The organism is Streptomyces sp. Q2 (assembly GCF_056820935.1).
This window is the reverse complement of record NZ_JBXEJE010000018.1, coordinates 89,656-108,988: the sequence shown is the minus strand read 5'-3', so window position 1 is coordinate 108,988 and position 19,333 is coordinate 89,656. Positions and strand designations below refer to the sequence as shown.

General features: G+C 72.0%; 20 protein-coding genes and 1 tRNA gene. 14 read left to right on the top strand and 7 right to left on the bottom strand.

Translation table 11 applies throughout. The annotated features are described in order from the left end of the window. The first annotated feature begins 18 nt into the window (after positions 1–18). The 3 genes from ACWBNA_RS21040 to ACWBNA_RS21030 all read left to right on the top strand — a co-directional run bounded on the left by ACWBNA_RS21040 (position 19) and on the right by ACWBNA_RS21030 (position 2,621). Positions 19–1,347, top strand: a complete 1,329-nt coding sequence (locus ACWBNA_RS21040) for an SDR family NAD(P)-dependent oxidoreductase (RefSeq protein WP_482705968.1) — start codon at positions 19–21, stop codon at positions 1,345–1,347. Continuing rightward, positions 1,344–2,531, top strand: coding sequence for a leucine-rich repeat domain-containing protein (locus ACWBNA_RS21035; protein ID WP_482705967.1), 1,188 nt, complete (start codon positions 1,344–1,346; stop codon positions 2,529–2,531). Before ACWBNA_RS21040 ends, ACWBNA_RS21035 begins: the two co-directional genes overlap by 4 nt. Positions 2,532–2,548: 17 nt before the next feature. After that, positions 2,549–2,621, top strand: a tRNA-Trp gene (locus ACWBNA_RS21030). A 14-nt stretch (positions 2,622–2,635) separates the two neighbouring features. Here the strand turns inward: ACWBNA_RS21030 and ACWBNA_RS21025 are convergent. The 3 genes from ACWBNA_RS21025 to ACWBNA_RS21015 all read right to left on the bottom strand — a co-directional run bounded on the left by ACWBNA_RS21025 (position 2,636) and on the right by ACWBNA_RS21015 (position 6,430). Next, a complete protein-coding gene (locus tag ACWBNA_RS21025) occupies positions 2,636–3,613 on the bottom strand; it encodes an acyl-ACP desaturase (protein WP_482705966.1) in 978 nt (325 codons plus the stop codon). 212 nt (positions 3,614–3,825) lie between these two features. Beyond that, a complete protein-coding gene (gene ddaH / locus ACWBNA_RS21020) occupies positions 3,826–4,602 on the bottom strand; it encodes a dimethylargininase (RefSeq protein WP_482705965.1) in 777 nt (258 codons plus the stop codon). Positions 4,603–4,810: 208 nt separating this feature from the next. Next, positions 4,811–6,430 (bottom strand): ABC-F family ATP-binding cassette domain-containing protein, encoded by a 1,620-nt coding sequence (locus ACWBNA_RS21015; RefSeq protein WP_482705964.1) that lies wholly within the window; start codon positions 6,428–6,430, stop codon positions 4,811–4,813. A gap of 294 nt (positions 6,431–6,724) precedes the next feature. Between ACWBNA_RS21015 and ACWBNA_RS21010 the strand changes: the two genes are divergently transcribed. Both ACWBNA_RS21010 and ACWBNA_RS21005 read left to right on the top strand, forming a co-directional pair. Continuing rightward, positions 6,725–7,363 (top strand): GOLPH3/VPS74 family protein, encoded by a 639-nt coding sequence (locus ACWBNA_RS21010; RefSeq protein ID WP_482705963.1) that lies wholly within the window; start codon positions 6,725–6,727, stop codon positions 7,361–7,363. Positions 7,364–7,644: 281 nt separating this feature from the next. Beyond that, the gene (locus tag ACWBNA_RS21005) at positions 7,645–7,920 is read left to right on the top strand and encodes a hypothetical protein (protein ID WP_482705962.1); all 276 of its coding nucleotides are present in this window, start codon (positions 7,645–7,647) and stop codon (positions 7,918–7,920) included. Positions 7,921–7,932: 12 nt separating this feature from the next. Here ACWBNA_RS21005 and ssgD read toward each other — a convergent pair whose 3' ends face one another. Further along, on the bottom strand, positions 7,933–8,349 hold the full coding sequence (ssgD, locus tag ACWBNA_RS21000) for a spore wall synthesis regulator SsgD (protein ID WP_307678515.1): 417 nt from the start codon (positions 8,347–8,349) through the stop codon (positions 7,933–7,935). Positions 8,350–8,592: 243 nt separating this feature from the next. On the opposite strand from ssgD, the gene ACWBNA_RS20995 reads away from it, so the two are divergent. Then, positions 8,593–9,705, top strand: a complete 1,113-nt coding sequence (locus ACWBNA_RS20995; protein ID WP_482705961.1) for a WD40/YVTN/BNR-like repeat-containing protein — start codon at positions 8,593–8,595, stop codon at positions 9,703–9,705. 70 nt (positions 9,706–9,775) lie between these two features. After that, positions 9,776–10,105 carry a plasmid stabilization protein gene (locus ACWBNA_RS20990; protein WP_482705960.1) on the top strand — a complete coding sequence of 110 codons (330 nt, stop codon included), beginning with the start codon at positions 9,776–9,778 and terminating at the stop codon, positions 10,103–10,105. Between the two features lie 3 nt (positions 10,106–10,108). Here ACWBNA_RS20990 and ACWBNA_RS20985 read toward each other — a convergent pair whose 3' ends face one another. Further along, positions 10,109–10,405 (bottom strand): YciI family protein, encoded by a 297-nt coding sequence (locus ACWBNA_RS20985; protein ID WP_482705959.1) that lies wholly within the window; start codon positions 10,403–10,405, stop codon positions 10,109–10,111. A gap of 49 nt (positions 10,406–10,454) precedes the next feature. Between ACWBNA_RS20985 and ACWBNA_RS20980 the strand changes: the two genes are divergently transcribed. Then, positions 10,455–11,144 carry an endonuclease V gene (locus ACWBNA_RS20980; RefSeq protein ID WP_482705958.1) on the top strand — a complete coding sequence of 230 codons (690 nt, stop codon included), beginning with the start codon at positions 10,455–10,457 and terminating at the stop codon, positions 11,142–11,144. Between the two features lie 6 nt (positions 11,145–11,150). Here the strand turns inward: ACWBNA_RS20980 and ACWBNA_RS20975 are convergent, their stop codons facing one another. Beyond that, positions 11,151–11,333, bottom strand: coding sequence for a hypothetical protein (locus tag ACWBNA_RS20975; RefSeq protein ID WP_482705957.1), 183 nt, complete (start codon positions 11,331–11,333; stop codon positions 11,151–11,153). 149 nt (positions 11,334–11,482) lie between these two features. Between ACWBNA_RS20975 and mmpA the strand changes: the two genes are divergently transcribed. Continuing rightward, positions 11,483–11,629, top strand: coding sequence for a morphogenic membrane protein MmpA (mmpA, locus tag ACWBNA_RS20970; RefSeq protein ID WP_468651898.1), 147 nt, complete (start codon positions 11,483–11,485; stop codon positions 11,627–11,629). A 22-nt stretch (positions 11,630–11,651) separates the two neighbouring features. Here the strand turns inward: mmpA and ACWBNA_RS20965 are convergent, their stop codons facing one another. Beyond that, the gene (locus tag ACWBNA_RS20965) at positions 11,652–12,830 is read right to left on the bottom strand and encodes a saccharopine dehydrogenase family protein (protein ID WP_482705956.1); all 1,179 of its coding nucleotides are present in this window, start codon (positions 12,828–12,830) and stop codon (positions 11,652–11,654) included. A 91-nt stretch (positions 12,831–12,921) separates the two neighbouring features. Here ACWBNA_RS20965 and ACWBNA_RS20960 point away from each other — a divergent pair, with 91 nt between their 5' ends. The 5 genes from ACWBNA_RS20960 to ACWBNA_RS20940 all read left to right on the top strand — a co-directional run bounded on the left by ACWBNA_RS20960 (position 12,922) and on the right by ACWBNA_RS20940 (position 19,142). Further along, positions 12,922–13,302, top strand: coding sequence for an MmcQ/YjbR family DNA-binding protein (locus tag ACWBNA_RS20960; protein WP_482705955.1), 381 nt, complete (start codon positions 12,922–12,924; stop codon positions 13,300–13,302). 115 nt (positions 13,303–13,417) lie between these two features. Continuing rightward, complete coding sequence (locus ACWBNA_RS20955) at positions 13,418–14,548, top strand: CaiB/BaiF CoA transferase family protein (RefSeq protein WP_482705954.1); 1,131 nt, start codon at positions 13,418–13,420, stop codon at positions 14,546–14,548. Further along, on the top strand, positions 14,545–15,687 hold the full coding sequence (locus ACWBNA_RS20950) for an acyl-CoA dehydrogenase family protein (protein WP_482705953.1): 1,143 nt from the start codon (positions 14,545–14,547) through the stop codon (positions 15,685–15,687). Before ACWBNA_RS20955 ends, ACWBNA_RS20950 begins: the two co-directional genes overlap by 4 nt. 20 nt (positions 15,688–15,707) lie before the next feature. Then, the gene (locus tag ACWBNA_RS20945) at positions 15,708–16,922 is read left to right on the top strand and encodes an acetyl-CoA C-acetyltransferase (protein ID WP_482705952.1); all 1,215 of its coding nucleotides are present in this window, start codon (positions 15,708–15,710) and stop codon (positions 16,920–16,922) included. A gap of 45 nt (positions 16,923–16,967) precedes the next feature. Next, positions 16,968–19,142, top strand: a complete 2,175-nt coding sequence (locus tag ACWBNA_RS20940; RefSeq protein ID WP_482705951.1) for a 3-hydroxyacyl-CoA dehydrogenase NAD-binding domain-containing protein — start codon at positions 16,968–16,970, stop codon at positions 19,140–19,142. Positions 19,143–19,333 lie beyond the last annotated feature (191 nt).

The following is a 19,333-nucleotide window of genomic DNA, read 5'->3' as shown; positions in this document are numbered from 1 at the left end:
CCGGACGGGCGGGGACACATGCGTGACGCACTCGGCGAACAGGAGCTGGCCGCCTTCCACAGCACGGTCGCGCGGCTGCGGGCGCTGCCCGTCGACGACCCCGTACGCCTGCACGCCGAGCAGGTCGCCGCGTCCTTCGCGAGGGACGGGCGGCTGCGGCGGCGCAAGGCACGCGGGGCCGAACTGTCGGCCGCGGACGCCGCGGTGATGGCCGCGACCGCGACCGGCGCGCCCGACCGGCGCGAGGACGCCCCGCTGGCCGCCGCGGGCGACGGCGGAGTCTTCCGCAGACCGCGCACCTGCTATGTCTGCAAGTCGCCCTATCGGCAGGTCGATTCCTTCTACCACCGCCTGTGCCCGCGCTGCGCCGCCGACAACACCGCCCGCCGCGGCCTGAGTACCGACCTGAGCGGGCGCCGGGTCCTCCTCACCGGTGGCCGGGTGAAGATCGGCTTCCAGCTGGCGCTGATGATGCTGCGCGACGGGGCCGAACTGCTGGTCACCTCGCGCTTCCCGCACGACACCGTGCGCCGCTTCCGGGCCGAGCCGGGCAGCGAGAAGTGGCTGGACCGGCTGACCGTCCTCGCCGTCGACCTGCGTGACCCGCGCCAAGTGCTCGGGCTGTGCGAGGAGTTGCGGCAGGAGGGCGAGCCGCTGGACGTCCTCGTCAACAACGCGGCGCAGACCGTGCGGCGCCCGCCCGAGTCGTACGCGCTGCTCGCGGCCGGGGAGCACGGCGCGTTGCCCGGGGGCGCCCGTCACGCGCCCGGATTCACCCCGATGCGGATGCTGGGCGGCGGTGCCGCGTCCCTGCCGGTCGCGCTGCGCGAGGCCGACGAGGCCGGACTGCTTCCCGACCCGGCCCCGGACAACTCCTGGTCGGCCCGGCTGGGTGCCCTCGACCCGGCCGAGGTGCTGGAGACCCAGCTGGTCAACGCGCTCGCCCCGGCCCTGCTGTGCGACCGGCTGCTGCCCCTGCTGCTCGCCTCGCCGCACCCGCGCCGGTACGTGGTGAACGTGACCGCCGTCGAGGGCCGGTTCGCCGTCCGCAACAAGATGGCCGGCCACCCGCACACCAACATGGCCAAGGCCGCCCTCAACATGCTCACCCGCACCAGTGCCGCCGAACTCGCCGAGCGGGGCGTGCACATGTGCGCCGTCGACACCGGCTGGATCACCGACGAGAACCCGGCACCGAAGAAGGCCCGGATGGCGGACGCGGGCTTCCGCACGCCACTGGACGTCGTGGACGGCGCGGCCCGCGTGTACGACCCGATCGTGCGCGGCGAGGCCGGGGACCCCGTGTCCGGGGTCTTCCTCAAGGACTACCAGGAGGCGCAGTGGTGAGCGAACGACCCGTGACGGGCTTCGCCGGTGTCCCGCACGTCGTGCCGCGCCCGCGCGCCGAACTCGCCCCGCTGCTGGACTGGTTGCGCGCCGGGCGCCCGGCCGGGGAGCGCCTGGACTTCACGGCCGGTACGGCGCTGCCCGACGGCCGCCTCGACCTGTGCAAGCAGGGACTGGGTGCCCGGGGCGCCGCCCTGGTCGCCGAAGCGCTTGCCCAAGGCCCGTCTCCGGTACGGCACCTGCTGCTCGGAACCGACGCGCTCGGCGACGCGGGCGCCACCGCCGTGGCCGGTACGAACACCGGCGTCGAGACGCTCTACCTCGGCTGCAACAACATCACCGCGGGCGGCGCGTGCCGCATCGCCGACCAGCTGCGCGCCTCCCCGCAGGTGGTCACCGGCGTCTGGCTGAAGCGCAACCCGCTGGGCGGTGAGGGCGGGCGGGCGGCGGCCGAACTCGTCGAGTCGGCCCGGTCGTTGCGTACCCTCGACCTCGTCCAGACCGGCCTTGACGCGGCGGGCGCCGCCGTCCTCGCCGACGCACTGCTCGCGGCCGCCGGCAACGGACGCCGTGTCGAACGGCTCTTCGTCGGCGGCAACCCGCTGGGGGCAGCGGGGGCGGAACCGCTCGCCGCGGTGATCGCGGCCGGGGCGATCGACGAACTGTACGTCTCCGCGGCCGGGTTGGGGGACGCGGGCGCCCACCACCTCTCCCGCGCCCTGGAGCGGGCACCGTACGGACGGCTCGCCCGCCTGTCCGTGGCCAGCAACGGCATCGGTCCGCAGGCCGCGGCCCGGCTGGTCTCCGCGGCTGCCACGGCCCAAGTCACCCTGCTGGATCTCGGCCGGGTGCGGGCGGCGGCGGTACTGGGCGCGCCCGGCAACCGCATCGACGTGTCGGCCGCCGGGACGATCGCTGAAGTCCTCGCGGGCACCCCTCACCGCCTCAGCCACCTCGTCCTCACCCACACCGGCATGCGCAGCCGCGAGGCGCACCGTCTCCTCGACACCGCGCCCCGCGCCACCACGGCCACCCGCTTCGTCCTGGGCCGGGGCATCGCCGGCAGCGTCAAACGCCGCCTGGAGGCCCTCAGCGCCCACGTCCCGCCCCCGAGCGTCCCGGCCGACGTGGCAGCCGTACGCAGTGTGCACAGGACAGCCCCCCGGCAGGAGCCGGAGGGCTAGTCTCTTGCGTCAAGGGCGGGGTCGTAGCGCAGCGGCAGACGCGCCGGTCTCCAGAACCGGAACACGCTGGTTCGAATCCAGCCGGCCCCGCCCCCCAGGCCTTGTCAGCCGGCCGCGCGGGCCGCCATCCGTGCCTTGCGCGCCGCCAGCTTCTCGTCGAACTTGGAGGCCTCCGAGTCCAGGCCGCTCATGTACAGGCCGAGTTCCTCCTGGGCCTTGAGGCCCTCGGGGCCCAGGCCGTCGATCTCCAGGACCCTCAGGAAGCGCAGGACGGGCTGAATGACGTCGTCGTGGTGGATGCGCATGTTGTAGACCTCGCCGATCGCCATCTGCGCGGCGGCCCGCTCGAAGCCGGGCATGCCGTGGCCGGGCATCCGGAAGTTCACGATCACGTCGCGCACCGCCTGCATCGTCAGGTCGGGCGCGAGGTCGAAGGCCGCCTTGAGCAGGTTGCGGTAGAAGACCATGTGCAGGTTCTCGTCGGTCGCGATGCGCGCCAGCATGCGGTCGCAGACCGGGTCGCCGGACTGGTGGCCGGTGTTGCGGTGCGACACGCGGGTGGCCAGCTCCTGGAAGGCGACGTAGGCCACCGAGTGCAGCATCGAGTGGCGGTTGTCCGACTCGAAGCCCTCGGCCATGTGGGCCATGCGGAACTGCTCCAGCTTGTCCGGGTCGACCGCGCGCGAGGCGAGCAGGTAGTCCCGCATCACGATGCCGTGCCGGCCCTCTTCCGCGGTCCAGCGGTGCACCCAGGTGCCCCAGGCGCCGTCACGGCCGAACAGGGAGGCGATCTCGTGGTGGTAGCTGGGGAGGTTGTCCTCGGTGAGCAGGTTCACGACCAGGGCGATCCGGCCGAGCTCGGTGACCTTGGACTGACCCTTCTCCCAGGCCTCGCCGTCCTCGAAGATGCCGGGGAAGTTGCGGCCGTCGCTCCAGGGCACGTACTCGTGCGGCATCCAGTCCTTGGCGACCTTCAGGTGCCGGTTCAGTTCCTGCTCGACAACTTCCTCCAGCGCGTACAGCAGCCGGGCGTCGGTCCAGGCCGAGGACGGGCTGCCGAGGTGAGGGGAAGTGATCGTCACGGGTACTCCAGGGGGACGCGATCTGAAACGGGAGAATCCGGCGAGCGGTGCCGGGCCGGTACCTACGGAATCGTAGGCTACGTTTCCGTAGGTTACGAGACCGTAGGTTAAGAGCCCTGTAAAGATCCCTGATCAGCGGTGTTCCGCGGGCATGACAAGCGCCCCCGGGAACCGCAGGTCCGGGGGCCGGGAGGGGTGAGGCGCGCGCTCGGTCAGGCGTAGAGCTCGCGCATGCGCACGGAGAGGCATGTCACACATCCTTCGAGTTTCTCGAACTCGCCGATGTCGACCGGGACCGGCTCGTGGCCGAGGTCGCCGAGCAGTTCGGCGGTCTTCGGCGCGCTCGCCGCCATCAGCAGCTTGGCGCCCCCGAGGAGCACCACGTGCGCTCCGGACTCCTCCGGCACCGGCAGGAAGCGCGGGAACAGCGAGGGCGCGTCCAGCAAGGGGATACGCCCGAGGACGGTTCCGTCGGGCAGCGCGGTGACCGCGCTCTTCAGGTGCAGCACCTTGCTCACCGGTACGGCGACGACCTGCGCCCCGAGCGGTTCGAAGGCGGCCCGCAACTGCTGGACCCCTGCCGCGTTGGTGCGGCCGCCCCGGCCGACATAGATCGTGTCACCGATCTTCAGCACGTCGCCGCCGTCCAGTGTGCCCGGCTCCCAGATCCAGTTGACCGAACAGCCGAGGCGCGCCACGGCCTCCTCGACGCCGACGGTCTCCTCGCGCCGGGACTCGGCGCCGGGCCGGGTGATCAGCGCGACGTTCTTGTACATGACGACCGTGTCCTCGACGAACACCGAGTCGGGGCAGTCGTCCTGCGGATCCACCTCGATGGTCTCCCAGCCGTGCGCGCGCAGGGCCTCGACGTACGCCTCCCACTGTTCGAGGGCGAGGTCGACGTCGACCTTCTCGCGCTCGATGTGCGTCACCAGGCCTTCGGCGAGGCGCGGACCGGGGCGGCGGACGAGGGCCTTCTTGCTGGGCACGAGGGGATCTCCGGATCGGTGGGACAGGGTGTGGCCTGTCCGCCATCATGCAGGGCCGGTGCGCGCGGGCAAAACCCTCGTCGTCAGGCTGTGGCCCTCCTGAGATGCTCCGCCGTGCCGGAGCCCCGATCCCGAAACGCCGGTGAACAGGGTCAGCCGGCCTTTCGGGACGCGGAGGGCGACGTGAATGCGGGTATGCACCCGACCGCTAGGCCGGATGGACAGCTTCCGGCGTGACCTCCTTCAGTTCGCCGTCCAGGAGGAGCCAGCGGGTGATGCCGATCGACTCCAGGAACGGCAGGTCGTGACTGGCCACGATCAGTGCCCCCTCGTACGACTCCAGGGCCGTCGTCAGCTGCCGCACGCTCGCCATGTCGAGGTTGTTCGTCGGCTCGTCCAGCATGAGCAGTTGCGGCGCCGGCTCGGCCAGCATCAGCGCGGCCAGCGCCGCCCGGAAGCGTTCGCCGCCGGACAGGGTTCCCGCCTTCTGGTCGGCGCGGGCGCCCCGGAACAGGAAGCGCGCCAGCCGCGCCCGGATCCGGTTGTTGGTGACGCCCGGCGCGAAGCGGGTCACGTTCTCCGCGACCGTCCGCTCGTCGTCGAGGACATCGAGCCGCTGCGGCAGGAACCGCATCGGCACGTGCGCCTTGGTCTCGCCCGACACCGGCTGGAGCTCCCCGGCGATCGTGCGCAGCAGCGTCGTCTTGCCGGCGCCGTTGCGCCCGATCAGCGCGATCCGCTCCGGACCACGCAGGTCGAGACCGCCCGCCACGCGCGCGCCGTACGCCAGTTGCAGGTCCAGGAGGGTCAGGACGGTGCGGCCCGGCGGTACGGCTGTGTACGGCAGGTCGACGCGGATCTCGTCCTCGTCCCGCACGGCGTCCACCGCCTCGTCGAGCCGCTCCTTGGCCTCGGCGAGCTTCTCCTCGTGCATGATGCGGTGCTTGCCCGCGGACTCCTGCGCCGCGCGTTTGCGCGCCCCCATGACGATCTTCGGCTCACGCTTCTGATCCCACATCTTCTGCCCGTACCGCCTGCGCCGGGCCAACTTGACCTGCGCGTCGGTCAGTTCACGCTTCTGCTTCTTCAGATCCGACTCGGCGACCCGCACCATCCGCTCCGCCGCCTCCTGCTCGGTGGCGAGCACCTCCTCGTAGGCGGAGAAGTTGCCGCCGTACCAGGTCACCTCCCCGTTGTGCAGGTCGGCGATCTGGTCGACCAGTTCCAGGAGTTCGCGGTCGTGGCTGACCACGACCATGACGCCGGGCCAGGCCGCGACGGCCGCGTACAGCCGCCTGCGCGCGTACAGGTCCAGGTTGTTGGTGGGCTCGTCGAGCAGCAGGACGTCCGGGCGGCGCAGCAGCAGCGCGGCCAGCCGCAACAGCACCGACTCGCCGCCCGAGACCTCGCCGGTCGTCCGGTCCAGCTCGATGTGGCCCAGTCCGAGTTCGCCGAGGGTGGCGAGCGCGCGCTCCTCCACGTCCCAGTCGTCGCCGACCGTCTCGAAGTGCTCCTCGGTCACGTCACCGGCCTCGATGGCGTGCAGCGCGGCCCGCTGTGCGGCGATGCCGAGCACCTCGTCGACCCTCACGTGGGTGTCGAGGGTGACGGTCTGCGGAAGGTATCCGACCTCGCCGGCGACGCGGACGGTGCCGTCGGCAGGGGTCAGTTCCCCGGCGATCAGCTTCAGCAGGGTCGATTTTCCCGACCCGTTGACGCCGACGAGGCCGGAGCGGCCCGGGCCGAACGCCACGTCGAGGTCTTTGAAGACGGGGGTGCCGTCGGGCCACGCGAACGCGAGGGAGGTGCAGGTGAGGGAAGTAGACATACGGGTCTCCGCGGTTGCTTGAGGCGGTCGGGGGCAAACGCGTATCGAGACACCTGCGACCAAGGGGGAAAGGCCCCGGGGGCATGGGAAAAGCCCTGTTCCGGAGGACGGCTCGAACGCCGAGGTCGCACGCAGCGCACACACCTCATGTGTGTGACGTGGTGTCTCAGGACCTCAGACGAGCAACGTCCTTCTCCAATCGACGGCAACAGGACCGTTCTCCACGGTATGAACGGCCCGAGCGGCTGTCAACGCATTAATTCAGCCCCAAATCCACCACCCGAAGGAGATCCCGTGGCCCACGGCTCGCTCTCGCTCCCGGCCCGGCTGTGCCTGCTGGCCTGGGACAGCACGGAGACGGAGGTCACCGGCGCCGGCCGGCTGCCCCGTCTGGTCCGGGCCGGCGCCCTCGTCGAGCTGGCCCGGCGCGGCCTGCTCAGCGACGAGGACGGCATCGCCACGCCGGCCGACCTGGACTCCGAGACGGGGGACCCCGTCCTCGACGGCCTCCTCGAACTGGTCCGCGAGTCCCGGCCGCACCGGTGGCGGACCTGGGTGACCCTGCACGCGCGGATCACCCTGGACGCCGTACGGGAGCAGTTGGCCGCCGGAGGCCACCTGCGCGCGCGGAAGCGACGGGTCCTCGGGGTCTTCCCGACCGTGGAGTACGTCCTGGAGCGCGTCGACGTCGTGGCCGCGCTGCGCGAGGAGGCACGGGCGGTACTGCTGGGACCGGTGCCGGTCGTGGAGGTCTCCGAGCGGGACGCGGCCCTCGCCGTGCTCGCGCACGCCGCGGGGCTGGTGTCCGACGACGCGCCCGACCGGGGGCGTCTCGAAGAGCTCACGGAGCGCGGCGGGGCGGCGGCACCCGTGCTGCGGACGGTCCTGCGGGAGATGCGGACGGCGCGGGCGGCGGCGTCCGCCGTCAACTGACCGCCGCACGTCCGTGCCGGATGCCGATTGGCGGCGAGCGAATCGAGAGGGAGTCCGCAGGAGGGGGCCGGGAGGAGGGTCGCCGCCACCGCGAGGCAGACGCGCAGGGTCGGCGCCACCGCGAAGCAGACGCGTAGGGTCGCCGTGGTTCGTCAATGCCCGCGTCGGCACGTGGCTGCGCCGTGCCGGGGGAGTGGGCCTCGCCCTGAAGCGGGCCGCCGCCTTCCTCGCCGCGGGAGTCGACGGGGATTCTCGTCCCCGGGGCCGCCGACCCGGAGACCGTGAAGCTGCTCGCCGACGGCGTGGACGGACCGCTCGACGTGATGGCCGGTCCAGGCTCGCTGCCGGTCGCGAAGCCGGCGGCGCTCGGCGACGAGTGCCCCTCCCGCTCCAGCGAAGCCGAGAGCGGGGGAAAGCGTGAGCGTCGGCTCGGGCATCGCCCGGCCCGGGCCGGCCCTGGTCCGCCGGGCCACCGGGGAGCTGCCGGGCGCGGGGACGTACGAACGTCGGCGGGCGGGCTCGCCCACGGCATGCTCAACACGCTGCTCGGCCGGTGACCCCGGTCCGGCTCAGCAGGCGTCCCGCATCAACTCCGCCAGATCGTGGTCCAGGTCGAGCTGGAGATGCTCCAGGCCGACCGGCACCAGCTCGCTGGTCGCCTCCAGGAACCGGCGCAGCTCGCCCGAGCGGACATGCACGACGGCGGTGCCCTCGGGGGCGTGGAACTCCAGGACGGTGCGGTCGTAGCCGTACGGCCGCACCCGCACGTCGCCGTGGCCCTCGGGCTCCTGGAGGCCGGCCGTGAGGAGTTCGCGGCTGAAGGTCCAGCAGACCTCCACGCCCTCCAGGGTGGCCGGGGCCGGGAAGGTCATGCGGACGGCGAACGGATCACGCCGGTCGTAGTGCAGCGTGGCGGGAATGCTCGGCATCCGCGGCGCGGCGGCGACGAGACGGGCCTCGACGGGCTGCTCGATGACGATGGACAACGCCTTGCTCCCTTGTGACGGCTGAACGGACTTCCGGGGATGAGGCCGGGCACTGGAAGAGACGTCGGAATGAGTCAATCCGTGCACACCGATGTCGAGTGACCTCTGTCACCGTCTTCATTCACGGGAGTGACCAGGCTCTTCTCCCGGGGTGTGAAAGACAGTTGTGGCGAGTGGGGTGGCCCGACGAGGCGGTCGGGGTCCTCTGGACGGCATCCGGGCAGTGGGCTAGCTTCGCCCGCCATGAGGCGCTTGGGGATCACGCGACGCACAGGACGGCCGGGACGGACGAGGCGAGCGGTGGGCGCGGGGGTGGCATGCGCGGCGGCACTGGCCGCCCTGACCGCCGTACCCGCACAGGCGCAGGAGCCCGGGAAGCGGACACCGCACTGGGAGTTGAAGGACACCGGCAGTTCCGGTGTGCGGTTCCGGGGGCTCGCGGCCGTCGGCCGGGACACCGCCTGGGTGTCGGGCACCCAGGGGACCGTCCTGCGCACCACGGACGGCGGGGCGAGCTGGCGCAACGTCTCACCGCCGGGCGCCGCCGAGCTGCAGTTCCGGGACATCGAGGCGTTCGACGCGCGGCGCGCGGTGGTGCTGGCCATCGGCGAGGGCGAGGCGTCCCGCGTCTACCGCACCGACGACGGCGGCGACACCTGGACCGAGTCCTTCCGCAACACCGACGCGCGGGCCTTCTACGACTGCCTCACCTTCTTCGACCGCCGCCACGGCCTGGCGATGAGCGACCCGGTGGACGGGAAGTTCCGCATCCTGTCGACGAGTGACGGCGGCCGCTCCTGGACGGTGCTGCCCAGTGCCGGCATGCCGGCCGCCCTGGACGGCGAGGCCGGGTTCGCGGCGAGCGGCCAGTGCCTGGTCTCCGCCGGCCCCCGGGACGTCTGGCTGGCCACCGGCGGCGCCGCACGCGCGCGTGTGCTCCACTCCGCCGACCGCGGCCTGACCTGGACGGCCTCGGACACGCCGATCCCGGCGGGCGACCCGGCCCGCGGTGTCTTCGCGCTCGCCTTCCGCGACCGCGCCCACGGTCTCGCCGTCGGCGGCGACTACCGCCCCGACCAGACGTCCACGCGGCCGGCGGCACGCACCGCCGACGGCGGCCGCGCCTGGCAGTCCGCCACCGAGCCGCCGCCCGCCTACCGCTCGGGCGTGGCCTGGCTCCCGCAGAGTCGTACGGCCGCCCTCGCGGTTGGACCCACCGGAACGGACCTGACGACGGACGGCGGCCGTACCTGGCGCACGGTGGACGCGGGCTCCTACGACACCGTCGACTGCACGCCCGACCTGGGCTGCTGGGCGGCGGGCGAACAGGGGCGCGTCGCCCGTCTGGAGGGCTGAGGGCGCTCGTGGTGGCGCATGGGCCGGAAAACGGGTACCCGTTCACCGAACGTGAGAGGAGTGAGCGGACATGCCACGTGGTTCGAGCCCCAAGCGGGAGCGCCAGTACGAGCACATCAAGGAGAGCGCCGAGGACCGGGGCGAGAGCACCGGCCGCGCCAAGGAGATCGCCGCGCGCACGGTGAACAAGGAACGCGCCCGGTCCGGCGAGTCGAAGACCGCCAGCCGCACCTCGACCAAGGACATGTCGTCCGGCAAGCGGGGCGGCCAGCGGTCCGGCAAGGGCTCGCAGGGTCCCACGTACGACCAGCTCTACGAGGAGGCCAAGCGGCGCGGCATCCAGGGCCGTTCGGACATGAACAAGAGCCAGCTGCAGCGGGCGCTGGGCAACAAGAGCTGAGAGTCAGGCAGGCGTCTGCCGGTACCGCTCCAGGTCCGGTGCCGTCTTCGTCGCGGTGAACTCGGCGATGCGGTACTCGCACACCCCGGCGGTGACGAAGGGGTCGCCCGCGGCGATCTCCTCGATCCGCGAGCGGTCCTCCGCGACGGCGAGGATCACCCCGCCGTCGCGGGGGTTCTTGGGCCCGGACGCCAGGAAGACACCCTGTGCGTACTGCTCGTCGAGCCAGGCGACGTGCGCCGGGAGCGCGGCGTCGACGGCGGCCTGCGGGGCGGTGTAGGTCAGCTCCAGTACGAACATGATCACGAGGTTACGCCGCCCGGGTGACGGCCCGTAGGCTCGTCCCATTATGACGACGGTGAGAATTCCCTCCGGCTGGCCCGCGACCGAGGAAGACGCCCGCGCTGTCCAGGACGAGCTGCGCGAGCGCGTGGTGCTCGACGAGCCGGGGCCACCGGTCGGCACGGGCCATGTGACCGGTGTCGACGTGGCCTACGACGACGAGCACGACGTGGTCGCCGCCGCCGCCGTCGTGCTGGACGCGGCGAGCCTCGAAATCGTCGCCGAGGCCACCGCCGTCGGCCGGATCTCCTTCCCCTACGTGCCCGGCCTGCTCGCCTTCCGCGAGATCCCGACGGTCCTGGCCGCCCTCGACGCCCTGCCCTGTCCGCCCGGCCTGGTGGTCTGCGACGGCTACGGCCTCGCCCACCCACGCCGCTTCGGCCTCGCCAGCCACCTCGGCGTCCTCACCGGCCTGCCCACGATCGGCGTCGCCAAGAACCCCTTCACCTTCACCTACGACGATCCCGCCACCCCGCGCGGCAGTACGACCCCCCTCCTGGCGGACGCCGAGGAGGTCGGCCGCGCCCTGCGCACCCGGGCGGCGGTCAAGCCGGTCTTCGTCTCGGTCGGCCACCGGGTGAGCCTGGACAACGCCTGCGCCCACACCCTCGTGCTGACCCCCGAGTACCGCCTGCCCGAGACGACCCGCAGGGCCGACTCCCTGTGCCGCAGGGCGCTGCGCGACGCGACACCCTGAGGGCGGCTACTCGATGCGCCAGCCTCCCACCTCGCGGTAGTCCGAGTCGTGGATCACCGATCCGTCGCCGGGCCGCATCGGGTAATGGCGCACGTTGCCGGCCCAGTAGCGCAGGATCCGGCCCAGCTCGCCCGCGGGATCCTTCGCCAGTGCTTCGTCGTCCATCGTGACTTCGAGAAGGAACTTCATGCCTTCGATCGTTTCATTGAACCGCCCTTTGAGACTTTTGCTCCCTGAGGACCTCGCCTGCGTCCGTGGGCCTGAGCCCGTGGTCTGAGTACGTCGTCTGAGTACCTGTACGGATGTGGGGCCGACCGCCCGATCGGCAGGCTGTGCGCATGACTTCGCACCGTTCCCCGAAGCCCCTCGCCGACCCCGACCGTCCCGTCGAGCGTGCCGTGATCGCCGCGCTGGTCCTCGCCACCCTGGCGGGCCTCGGGTGGATCTGCGGGATGATCTACACGGTCGCCCAGTGGCCGCTGTAGGGCCGGCTCACCGGCTCTCGGCTCACCGGCTCCCGGCCACCCGGAAGACGATCCGGGCCCGCCGCAGCCGCTCGATCAGCGCGTCGCCCATCGCGACCGCGGTGGTGACCTGACCGGCGGTCGGCGGAAGGTCGTCGAAGGCCAGGGACAGCGCCGACTCGGCGAAGATCTTCGCCGTCTCGTCGTACCCGGGGTCGCCGCCCGCGACCTCCGTGTACACGCGGCGTCCGCCGCCCTCACCGACGAAGCGGACCCTGAACCAGCTCTTCGCGCGCTTCTCGGGGCCGGGGCCCTCACCAGGCTGCAGCCGGTCGGACAACCAGCGCCGGGCGGGCGGCAGTTGGGCCGCGGCGATCAGCGCTCCCACGGCGGCCACCCCGCCGACCGCGACCGGCAGGTGCCGTACCGCCGCGTACTCGCGGTAGCGGAAGTCGGGGCCGTAGCGCTCCAGCGCCTGCGCGGACCGCCGGACGATCTGGGCGTCGATGGTCGGCAGCGGCAGCGCCCAGGCGCCCACCTCCGGGGCGAACCGTGGCATGCCGGTCGGGGCGGAGGCCCGGCGGCCCACCAGGCGGGGCTCGTGGCGCCCGCGCTCCCGGGCGGCGGCCATCATCTGCCGGCCTCGCGCGAACTGGTTGAGCGCCGAGGCGAACGTGCCGCCCGAGAAGGTCGCGTTCGCGGTCACGAAGCCGTCCACCCTGAGGGGCACCCCCTCGGGCAGTTGCCGGACCGTGAAGTACGCCCCCAGGTCGTGCGGCACCGAGTCGAAACCGCACGCGTGCACCAGCCGGGCGCCCGTCTCACGCGCGCGTGCGTCATGGCGGACGTACATCAGGTCCACGAACTCCGGCTCGCCGGTGAGGTCCAGATAGTCCGCTCCGGTGTCCGCGCAGGCGGCGACGAGCTCCTCGCCGTACGTCACATAGGGGCCCACCGTGGTGGCCACCACGCGCGCGTGCTCGGCGAGTTCACGCAGCGAGGCCGGATCCGACACGTCGGCCTTCAGCACGCCGACGTCCGTTCCGCCGGGCAGCCGCTCCCGCAGTTCCTCCAGCTTGCGCTCGCTGCGGCCGGCGATCGCCCAGCGCAGCCCGTCCGGGGCGTGCGCGGCCAGATACTCCGCCGTGAGCGTCCCCACGAAGCCGGTGGCTCCGAAGAGCACGATGTCGTACGGACGGTCCGTCCTGTTCAGCCTGCTCATGACACCCCTCGGTCTCGCCGCACGCGCCGTTGTCGGTGGCCGAGGCTAGCGTGAGGAGTGCGGAGCCCGACGACGAGGCCGGAGGTAGCAGGTGGCCGTGCCGAAGAACGCCCTGAAGAAGTGGGAGAAAGTGCGTGAGTTCGCCCTCGGGTTGCCGGGTGTCACGGAGGAGTTCCCCTGGGGCGAGACCGTCGCCAAAGTCAACAAGAAGGTGTTCGTCTTCCTCGGCGTCGACGACGGCAGCCACCCGCTGGGCGTCACGTTGAAGCTCAAGGACGAGGCCGCCCACGCCCACGCGCTGACCTGCCCCGGCGCCGAGCCGGCCGGGTACGGCCTCGGGAAGTCCGGCTGGGTGAGCATCCCGTTGGAGGGGACGGGTGCCCCCGGCGCCGAACTGCTGTGCGACTGGGTCGAGGAGAGCTACCGCACGATCGCGCCGAAGCGGCTGATATCCGAGCTGAACGGTCGCTGAGCCGACCGGCGGGGCACAATCGACTAAGCGCTTGCTCTCCAGGTCTTGTGCCCGTGGGAAGGCGTTCCTAGCATCACTGGTGTTACATCGGTTGTGTCATACCTCTGGGGGCTGAATGGCAACGACGCCAGGGCCGGGCCCGCTCTCCGGCGTACGCGTGGTCGAGCTGGCCGGTATCGGCCCGGGTCCGTTCGCCGCCATGCTCCTCGCCGACCTGGGCGCCGACGTCGTCCGCGTGGACCGGCCCGGCGGCGCCGGACTCGCCATCGACCCGGAGTCCGACATCACCAACCGCAACAAGCGCTCGGTGATCGTCGACCTGAAGGCACCCGACGGACCCGCCCGCGTCCTCGGCCTCGCCGCCCGCGCCGACGTCCTGATCGAGGGCTACCGACCGGGGGTCGCCGAGCGCCTCGGCGTCGGCCCCGAGGACTGCCACGCCCGCAACCCGGAACTCGTCTACGGCCGGATGACCGGCTGGGGCCAGGAAGGCCCCCTCGCCCCACGCGCCGGCCACGACGTCGCCTACATCGCGCTCACCGGCACCCTCGGCATGATCGGCGACCCGTCCCGGCCTCCCGCCGTGCCGGCCAACCTGCTCGGTGACTACGCGGGCGGCTCCCTGTACCTCGTGGTGGGGGTCCTCGCCGCCCTGCACCACGCCCGCGCGACCGGCACCGGACAGGTCGTCGACGCGGCCATCGTCGACGGCACGGCCCACCTCTCCGCGATGATCCACGGCATGCTCGCCGCCGGCGGCTGGCAGGACCGGCGCGGCGCCAACCTCCTCGACGGCGGCTGCCCGTACTACGGGACCTACGAGACCGCCGACGGGAAGTACATGGCGGTGGGCGCCCTGGAGCCGCAGTTCTACGAGGAGTTCCTGAGCCTGCTCGGCATCGAGGGGTACGCCGGCGCCCGCAAGGACCTGACCCGCTGGGACGGGCTGCGCGAGACGGTCGCCGCCCGCTTCGCATCCCGCACCCGTGACGAGTGGACGGCCGTCTTCGAGGGCTCCGACGCCTGTGTGGCACCCGTACTGTCCCTGCGTGAGGCCCCGCACCACCCCCACCTCGCCGCCCGCGGCACCTTCACCGACCACGGCGGCATCACCCAGCCCGCGCCCGCGCCCCGCTTCTCCCGGACCCCCACGCGGGTCCGCACCGGCCCCGCCCGGCCCGGCGGCGACACGGCGGACGTGGCCCGCGACTGGGACGTACCCGATCTCCTGAAGGGCCTCGCATGAAGCGGCAGATCTTCGCCCCCGAGCACGACGCGTTCCGTGAGACCGTGCGCTCCTTCCTGACCAGGGAGGTGCTGCCGTACTACGAGCAGTGGGAGAGGGACGGCATCGTCTCCCGCGACGCCTGGCGGGCGGCCGGCAAGCAGGGGCTGCTCGGGCTCGCCGTGGACGAGGAGTACGGAGGCGGCGGCACCGCCGACTTCCGCTTCAGCGCCGTCCTCGCCGAGGAGTTCACCCGCGCGGGCGCCCCCGGGCTCGCCCTCGGCCTGCACAACGACATCATCGGCCCGTATCTGACCGGCCTGGCCACCGAGGAGCAGAAGCGGCGCTGGCTGCCCGGCTTCTGCGACGGCACGCTGATCACGGCCATCGCCATGACCGAGCCCGGCGCCGGCTCCGACCTCCAGGGCATTCGCACCCATGCCGAGGACCGGGGCGAGCACTGGCTGCTGGGCGGCTCCAAGACGTTCATCTCCAACGGGATCCTCGCCGACCTGGTGATCGTCGTGGCGAAGACGACTCCGGAGGGCGGCGCCCACGGGCTGTCGCTGTTCGTCGTCGAACGCGGCATGGAGGGATTCGAGCGCGGCCGCAACCTCGACAAGATCGGCCAGAAGGCCCAGGACACCGCCGAGTTGTTCTTCCGCGACGTGCGCGTGCCCAGGGAGAACCTCCTCGGCGAGCTCAACGGCGCCTTCGTGCACCTGATGACGAACCTCGCGCAGGAGCGCCTGAGCATCGCCGTCGCCGCGATCGCCGCCGCCGAACACCTGCTGGAGATCACCACGGACTACGTCAAGGAACGCGAGGCCTTCGGCCGGCCCCTGGCGACCAAGCAGCACATCCGCTTCGAAATAGCCGAGATGGCCACCGAATGCGCCGTCACCCGCGCCTTCCTCGACCGCTGCATCGAGGACCACGCCGGCGGCCGGCTCGACGCCGTCGACGCCTCCATGGCCAAGTGGTGGGCGACCGAACTGCAAAAGCGCGTCGCCGACCGCTGCCTGCAACTCCACGGCGGCTACGGCTACATGACCGACCACCCCGTCGCCCGGGCCTTCACCGACGGGCGCATCCAGACCATCTACGGCGGGACCACCGAGATCATGAAGGAGATCATCGGCCGTTCCCTGCTGGGCTGACCCTTCCCGAAAGGCTTGATGTGAGCACCGAAGCGTACGTGTACGACGCGATCCGCACCCCGCGCGGCCGCGGCAAGGCGAACGGCGCCCTGCACGGCACGAAGCCCATCGACCTGGTCGTCGGACTCATCCACGAGATCCGCGACCGCTTCCCGGACCTCGACCCGGCGGCGGTCGACGACATCGTGCTCGGCGTCGTCGGCCCGGTCGGCGACCAGGGCTCCGACATCGCCCGGATCGCCGCCGTCGCCGCCGGACTGCCGGACACCGTGGCGGGCGTACAGGAGAACCGCTTCTGTGCCTCGGGCCTGGAGGCCGTCAACATGGCCGCCGCCAAGGTGCGTTCCGGCTGGGAGGACCTCGTCCTCGCGGGCGGCGTCGAATCGATGTCCCGGGTGCCGATGGCCTCGGACGGCGGCGCCTGGTTCAACGACCCGATGACCAACCTCGCCGTCAACTTCGTGCCGCAGGGCATCGGCGCCGACCTCATCGCCACCATCGAGGGCTTCTCCCGCCGGGACGTCGACGAGTACGCGGCGCTCTCGCAGGAGCGGGCGGCCACCGCCTGGAAGGAGGGCCGCTTCGACCGCTCCGTCGTCCCGGTCAGGGACCGCGGCGGCCTGGTCGTCCTCGACCACGACGAGCACCTGCGCCCGGGGACGACCGCCGACTCCCTCGGCAAGCTGAAGCCGTCCTTCGCCGACATCGGCGACCTCGGCGGCTTCGACGCCGTGGCCCTGCAGAAGTACCACTGGGTGGAGAAGATCGACCACGTCCACCACGCGGGCAACTCCTCCGGCATCGTGGACGGCGCCTCCCTCGTCGCGATCGGCTCCAAGGAGGTCGGCGAGCGCTACGGGCTCACCCCCCGCGCGCGGATCGTCTCCGCCGCCGTCTCCGGCTCCGAGCCCACCATCATGCTCACCGGCCCCGCCCCCGCCACCCGCAAGGCCCTCGCCAAGGCCGGGCTGACCATCGACGACATCGACCTCGTCGAGATCAACGAGGCCTTCGCGGCCGTCGTCCTGCGCTTCGTGAAGGACATGGGTCTGTCCCTCGACAAGGTCAACGTCAACGGCGGCGCGATCGCGCTCGGCCACCCGCTCGGCGCCACCGGCGCCATGATCCTCGGCTCGCTCCTCGACGAACTGGAGCGCCAGGACAAGCGCTACGGCCTCGCCACGCTGTGCGTCGGCGGCGGCATGGGCATCGCCACGATCGTCGAACGCATCTGACTCCCCGGCGGAACCCGGACCCAAGACCTCTACGGAGACCCTGTCATGACACAGAGCACCACCATCCGCTGGGAACAGGACCGCACCGGCGTCGTCACCCTCGTCTTCGACGACCCGGACCAGTCGGCGAACACCATGAACAAGGCGTTCCGCGACTCCCTCGCGGTGATCACCGACCGCCTGGAGGCCGAGCAGGACACCATCCGCGGCATCATCGTCACCTCCGCCAAGAAGACCTTCTTCGCCGGCGGCGACCTGCGCGACCTCATCCGCGTCACCCCCGAGACCGCGCAGGAACTCTTCGACGGCGGCATGGCCATCAAGCGGAACCTGCGCCGCATCGAGACCCTCGGCAAGCCGGTCGTCGCCGCGATGAACGGCGCGGCCCTCGGCGGCGGCTACGAGATCGCCCTGGCCTGCCACCACCGCATCGCGCTCGACGCGCCCGGCTCGAAGATCGGCTGCCCCGAGGTCACCCTCGGCCTGCTCCCCGGAGGCGGCGGCGTCGTCCGCACCGTACGCCTGCTCGGCATCGCCGACGCGCTGCTGAAGGTCCTCCTCCAGGGCACCCAGTACAGCCCGCGGCGCGCCCTGGACAACGGTCTCGTCGACGACGTGGCCGACACCCAGGAGGAACTGCTCGCCAAGGCCCGCGCCTTCATCGAGGCCAACCCCGCCTCGCAGCAGCCCTGGGACAGGCCGGGCTACCGCATCCCCGGAGGTACCCCCGCCAACCCCAAGTTCGCGGCGAACCTCCCCGCCTTCCCCGCCACCCTGCGCAAGCAGACGGCCGGCGCGCCCTACCCGGCCCCGCGCAACATCCTCGCGGCCGCCGTCGAGGGCTCCCAGGTCGACTTCGAGACCGCCCAGGTCATCGAGGCCCGATACTTCGTGGAACTGGCCGCCGGGCAGACCTCGAAGAACATGATCCAGGCGTTCTTCTTCGACCTCCAGGCCGTCAACTCCGGCGCCAACCGGCCCAAGGGCGTCGAACCGCGCCCGGTCCGCAAGGTCGCCGTCCTCGGCGCCGGGATGATGGGCGCGGGCATCGCCTACTCGTGCGCCCGCGCGGGCATCGACGTCGTCCTCAAGGACGTGTCTGCCGAAGCGGCCCTCAAGGGCAAGGGCTACTCCGAGAAGCTGTGCGCCAAGGCCGTCTCCCGGGGCCGTACCACCCAGGACAAGGCGGATGCGCTGCTCGCCCGCATCACGCCCACCGCCGACCCCACCGACCTGGCGGGCTGCGACGCCGTCATCGAGGCCGTCTTCGAGGACACCTCGCTCAAGCACAAGGTGTTCCAGGAGATCCAGCACATCGTGGAGCCGGACGCGCTGCTGTGCTCCAACACCTCCACCCTCCCCATCACCGCCCTCGCCGAAGGCGTCGAGCGCCAGGCCGACTTCGTCGGGCTGCACTTCTTCTCGCCCGTCGACAAGATGCCGCTCGTCGAGATCATCAAGGGTGAGCGCACCGGCGACGAGGCCCTGGCCCGCGCGTTCGACCTCGTCCGGCAGATCAAGAAGACCCCGATCGTCGTCAACGACTCGCGCGGCTTCTTCACCTCACGTGTCATCGGGCACTTCATCAACGAGGGCGTGGCCATGGTCGGCGAGGGCATCGAGCCCGCGTCGGTCGAACAGGCGGCGGCCCAGGCCGGCTACCCGGCCAAGGTGCTGTCCCTGGTCGACGAGCTGACGCTCACCCTCCCGCGCAAGATCCGGGCCGAGACGAAGCGGGCGGTGGAGGAGTCGGGCGGCACCTGGACGGCCCACCCCGCCGAGGCCGTCATCGACCGCATGGTCGACGAGTTCGGCCGTACCGGCCGCAGTGGGGGAGCGGGCTTCTACGAATACGGCGAGGACGGCGGGCGGGCCGGCCTGTGGCCCGGGCTGCGGGAGCACTTCACGCGTGACGGCGCGCGGATCCCCTTCCGGGACATGCAGGAGCGCATGCTCTTCGCGGAGGCGCTCGACACCGTCAAGCTCCTGGAGGAGGGCGTCCTGACGTCCGTCGCCGACGCCAACATCGGCTCGATCTTCGGCATCGGCTTCCCGGGGTGGACGGGGGGCGTCCTGCAGTACATCAACGGCTACGAGGGCGGGCTGCCCGGCTTCGTCGCACGCGCGCGTGAGCTGGCCGAACGCTACGGGGAGCGGTTCGCGCCGCCCGCGCTGCTGGTGCGGAAGGCGGAGAAGGGACAGCGGTTCGGGGACGGGTGATCCCTGCCCCTCCAGGGAGTTTCGCCCCCGCCGCCCCTTCCCGTCCCGTCCCTGGGGGCTGCGCCCCCAGACCCCCGCTTTCGGCCCGAAGGGCCTCGTCCTCAAACGCCGGACGGGCTGAAATCCAGCCCCTCCGGCGTTTGAGGAGCGGGGTCTGGGGCGGAGCCCCAGAAGGACGGGAACGGGAAGGG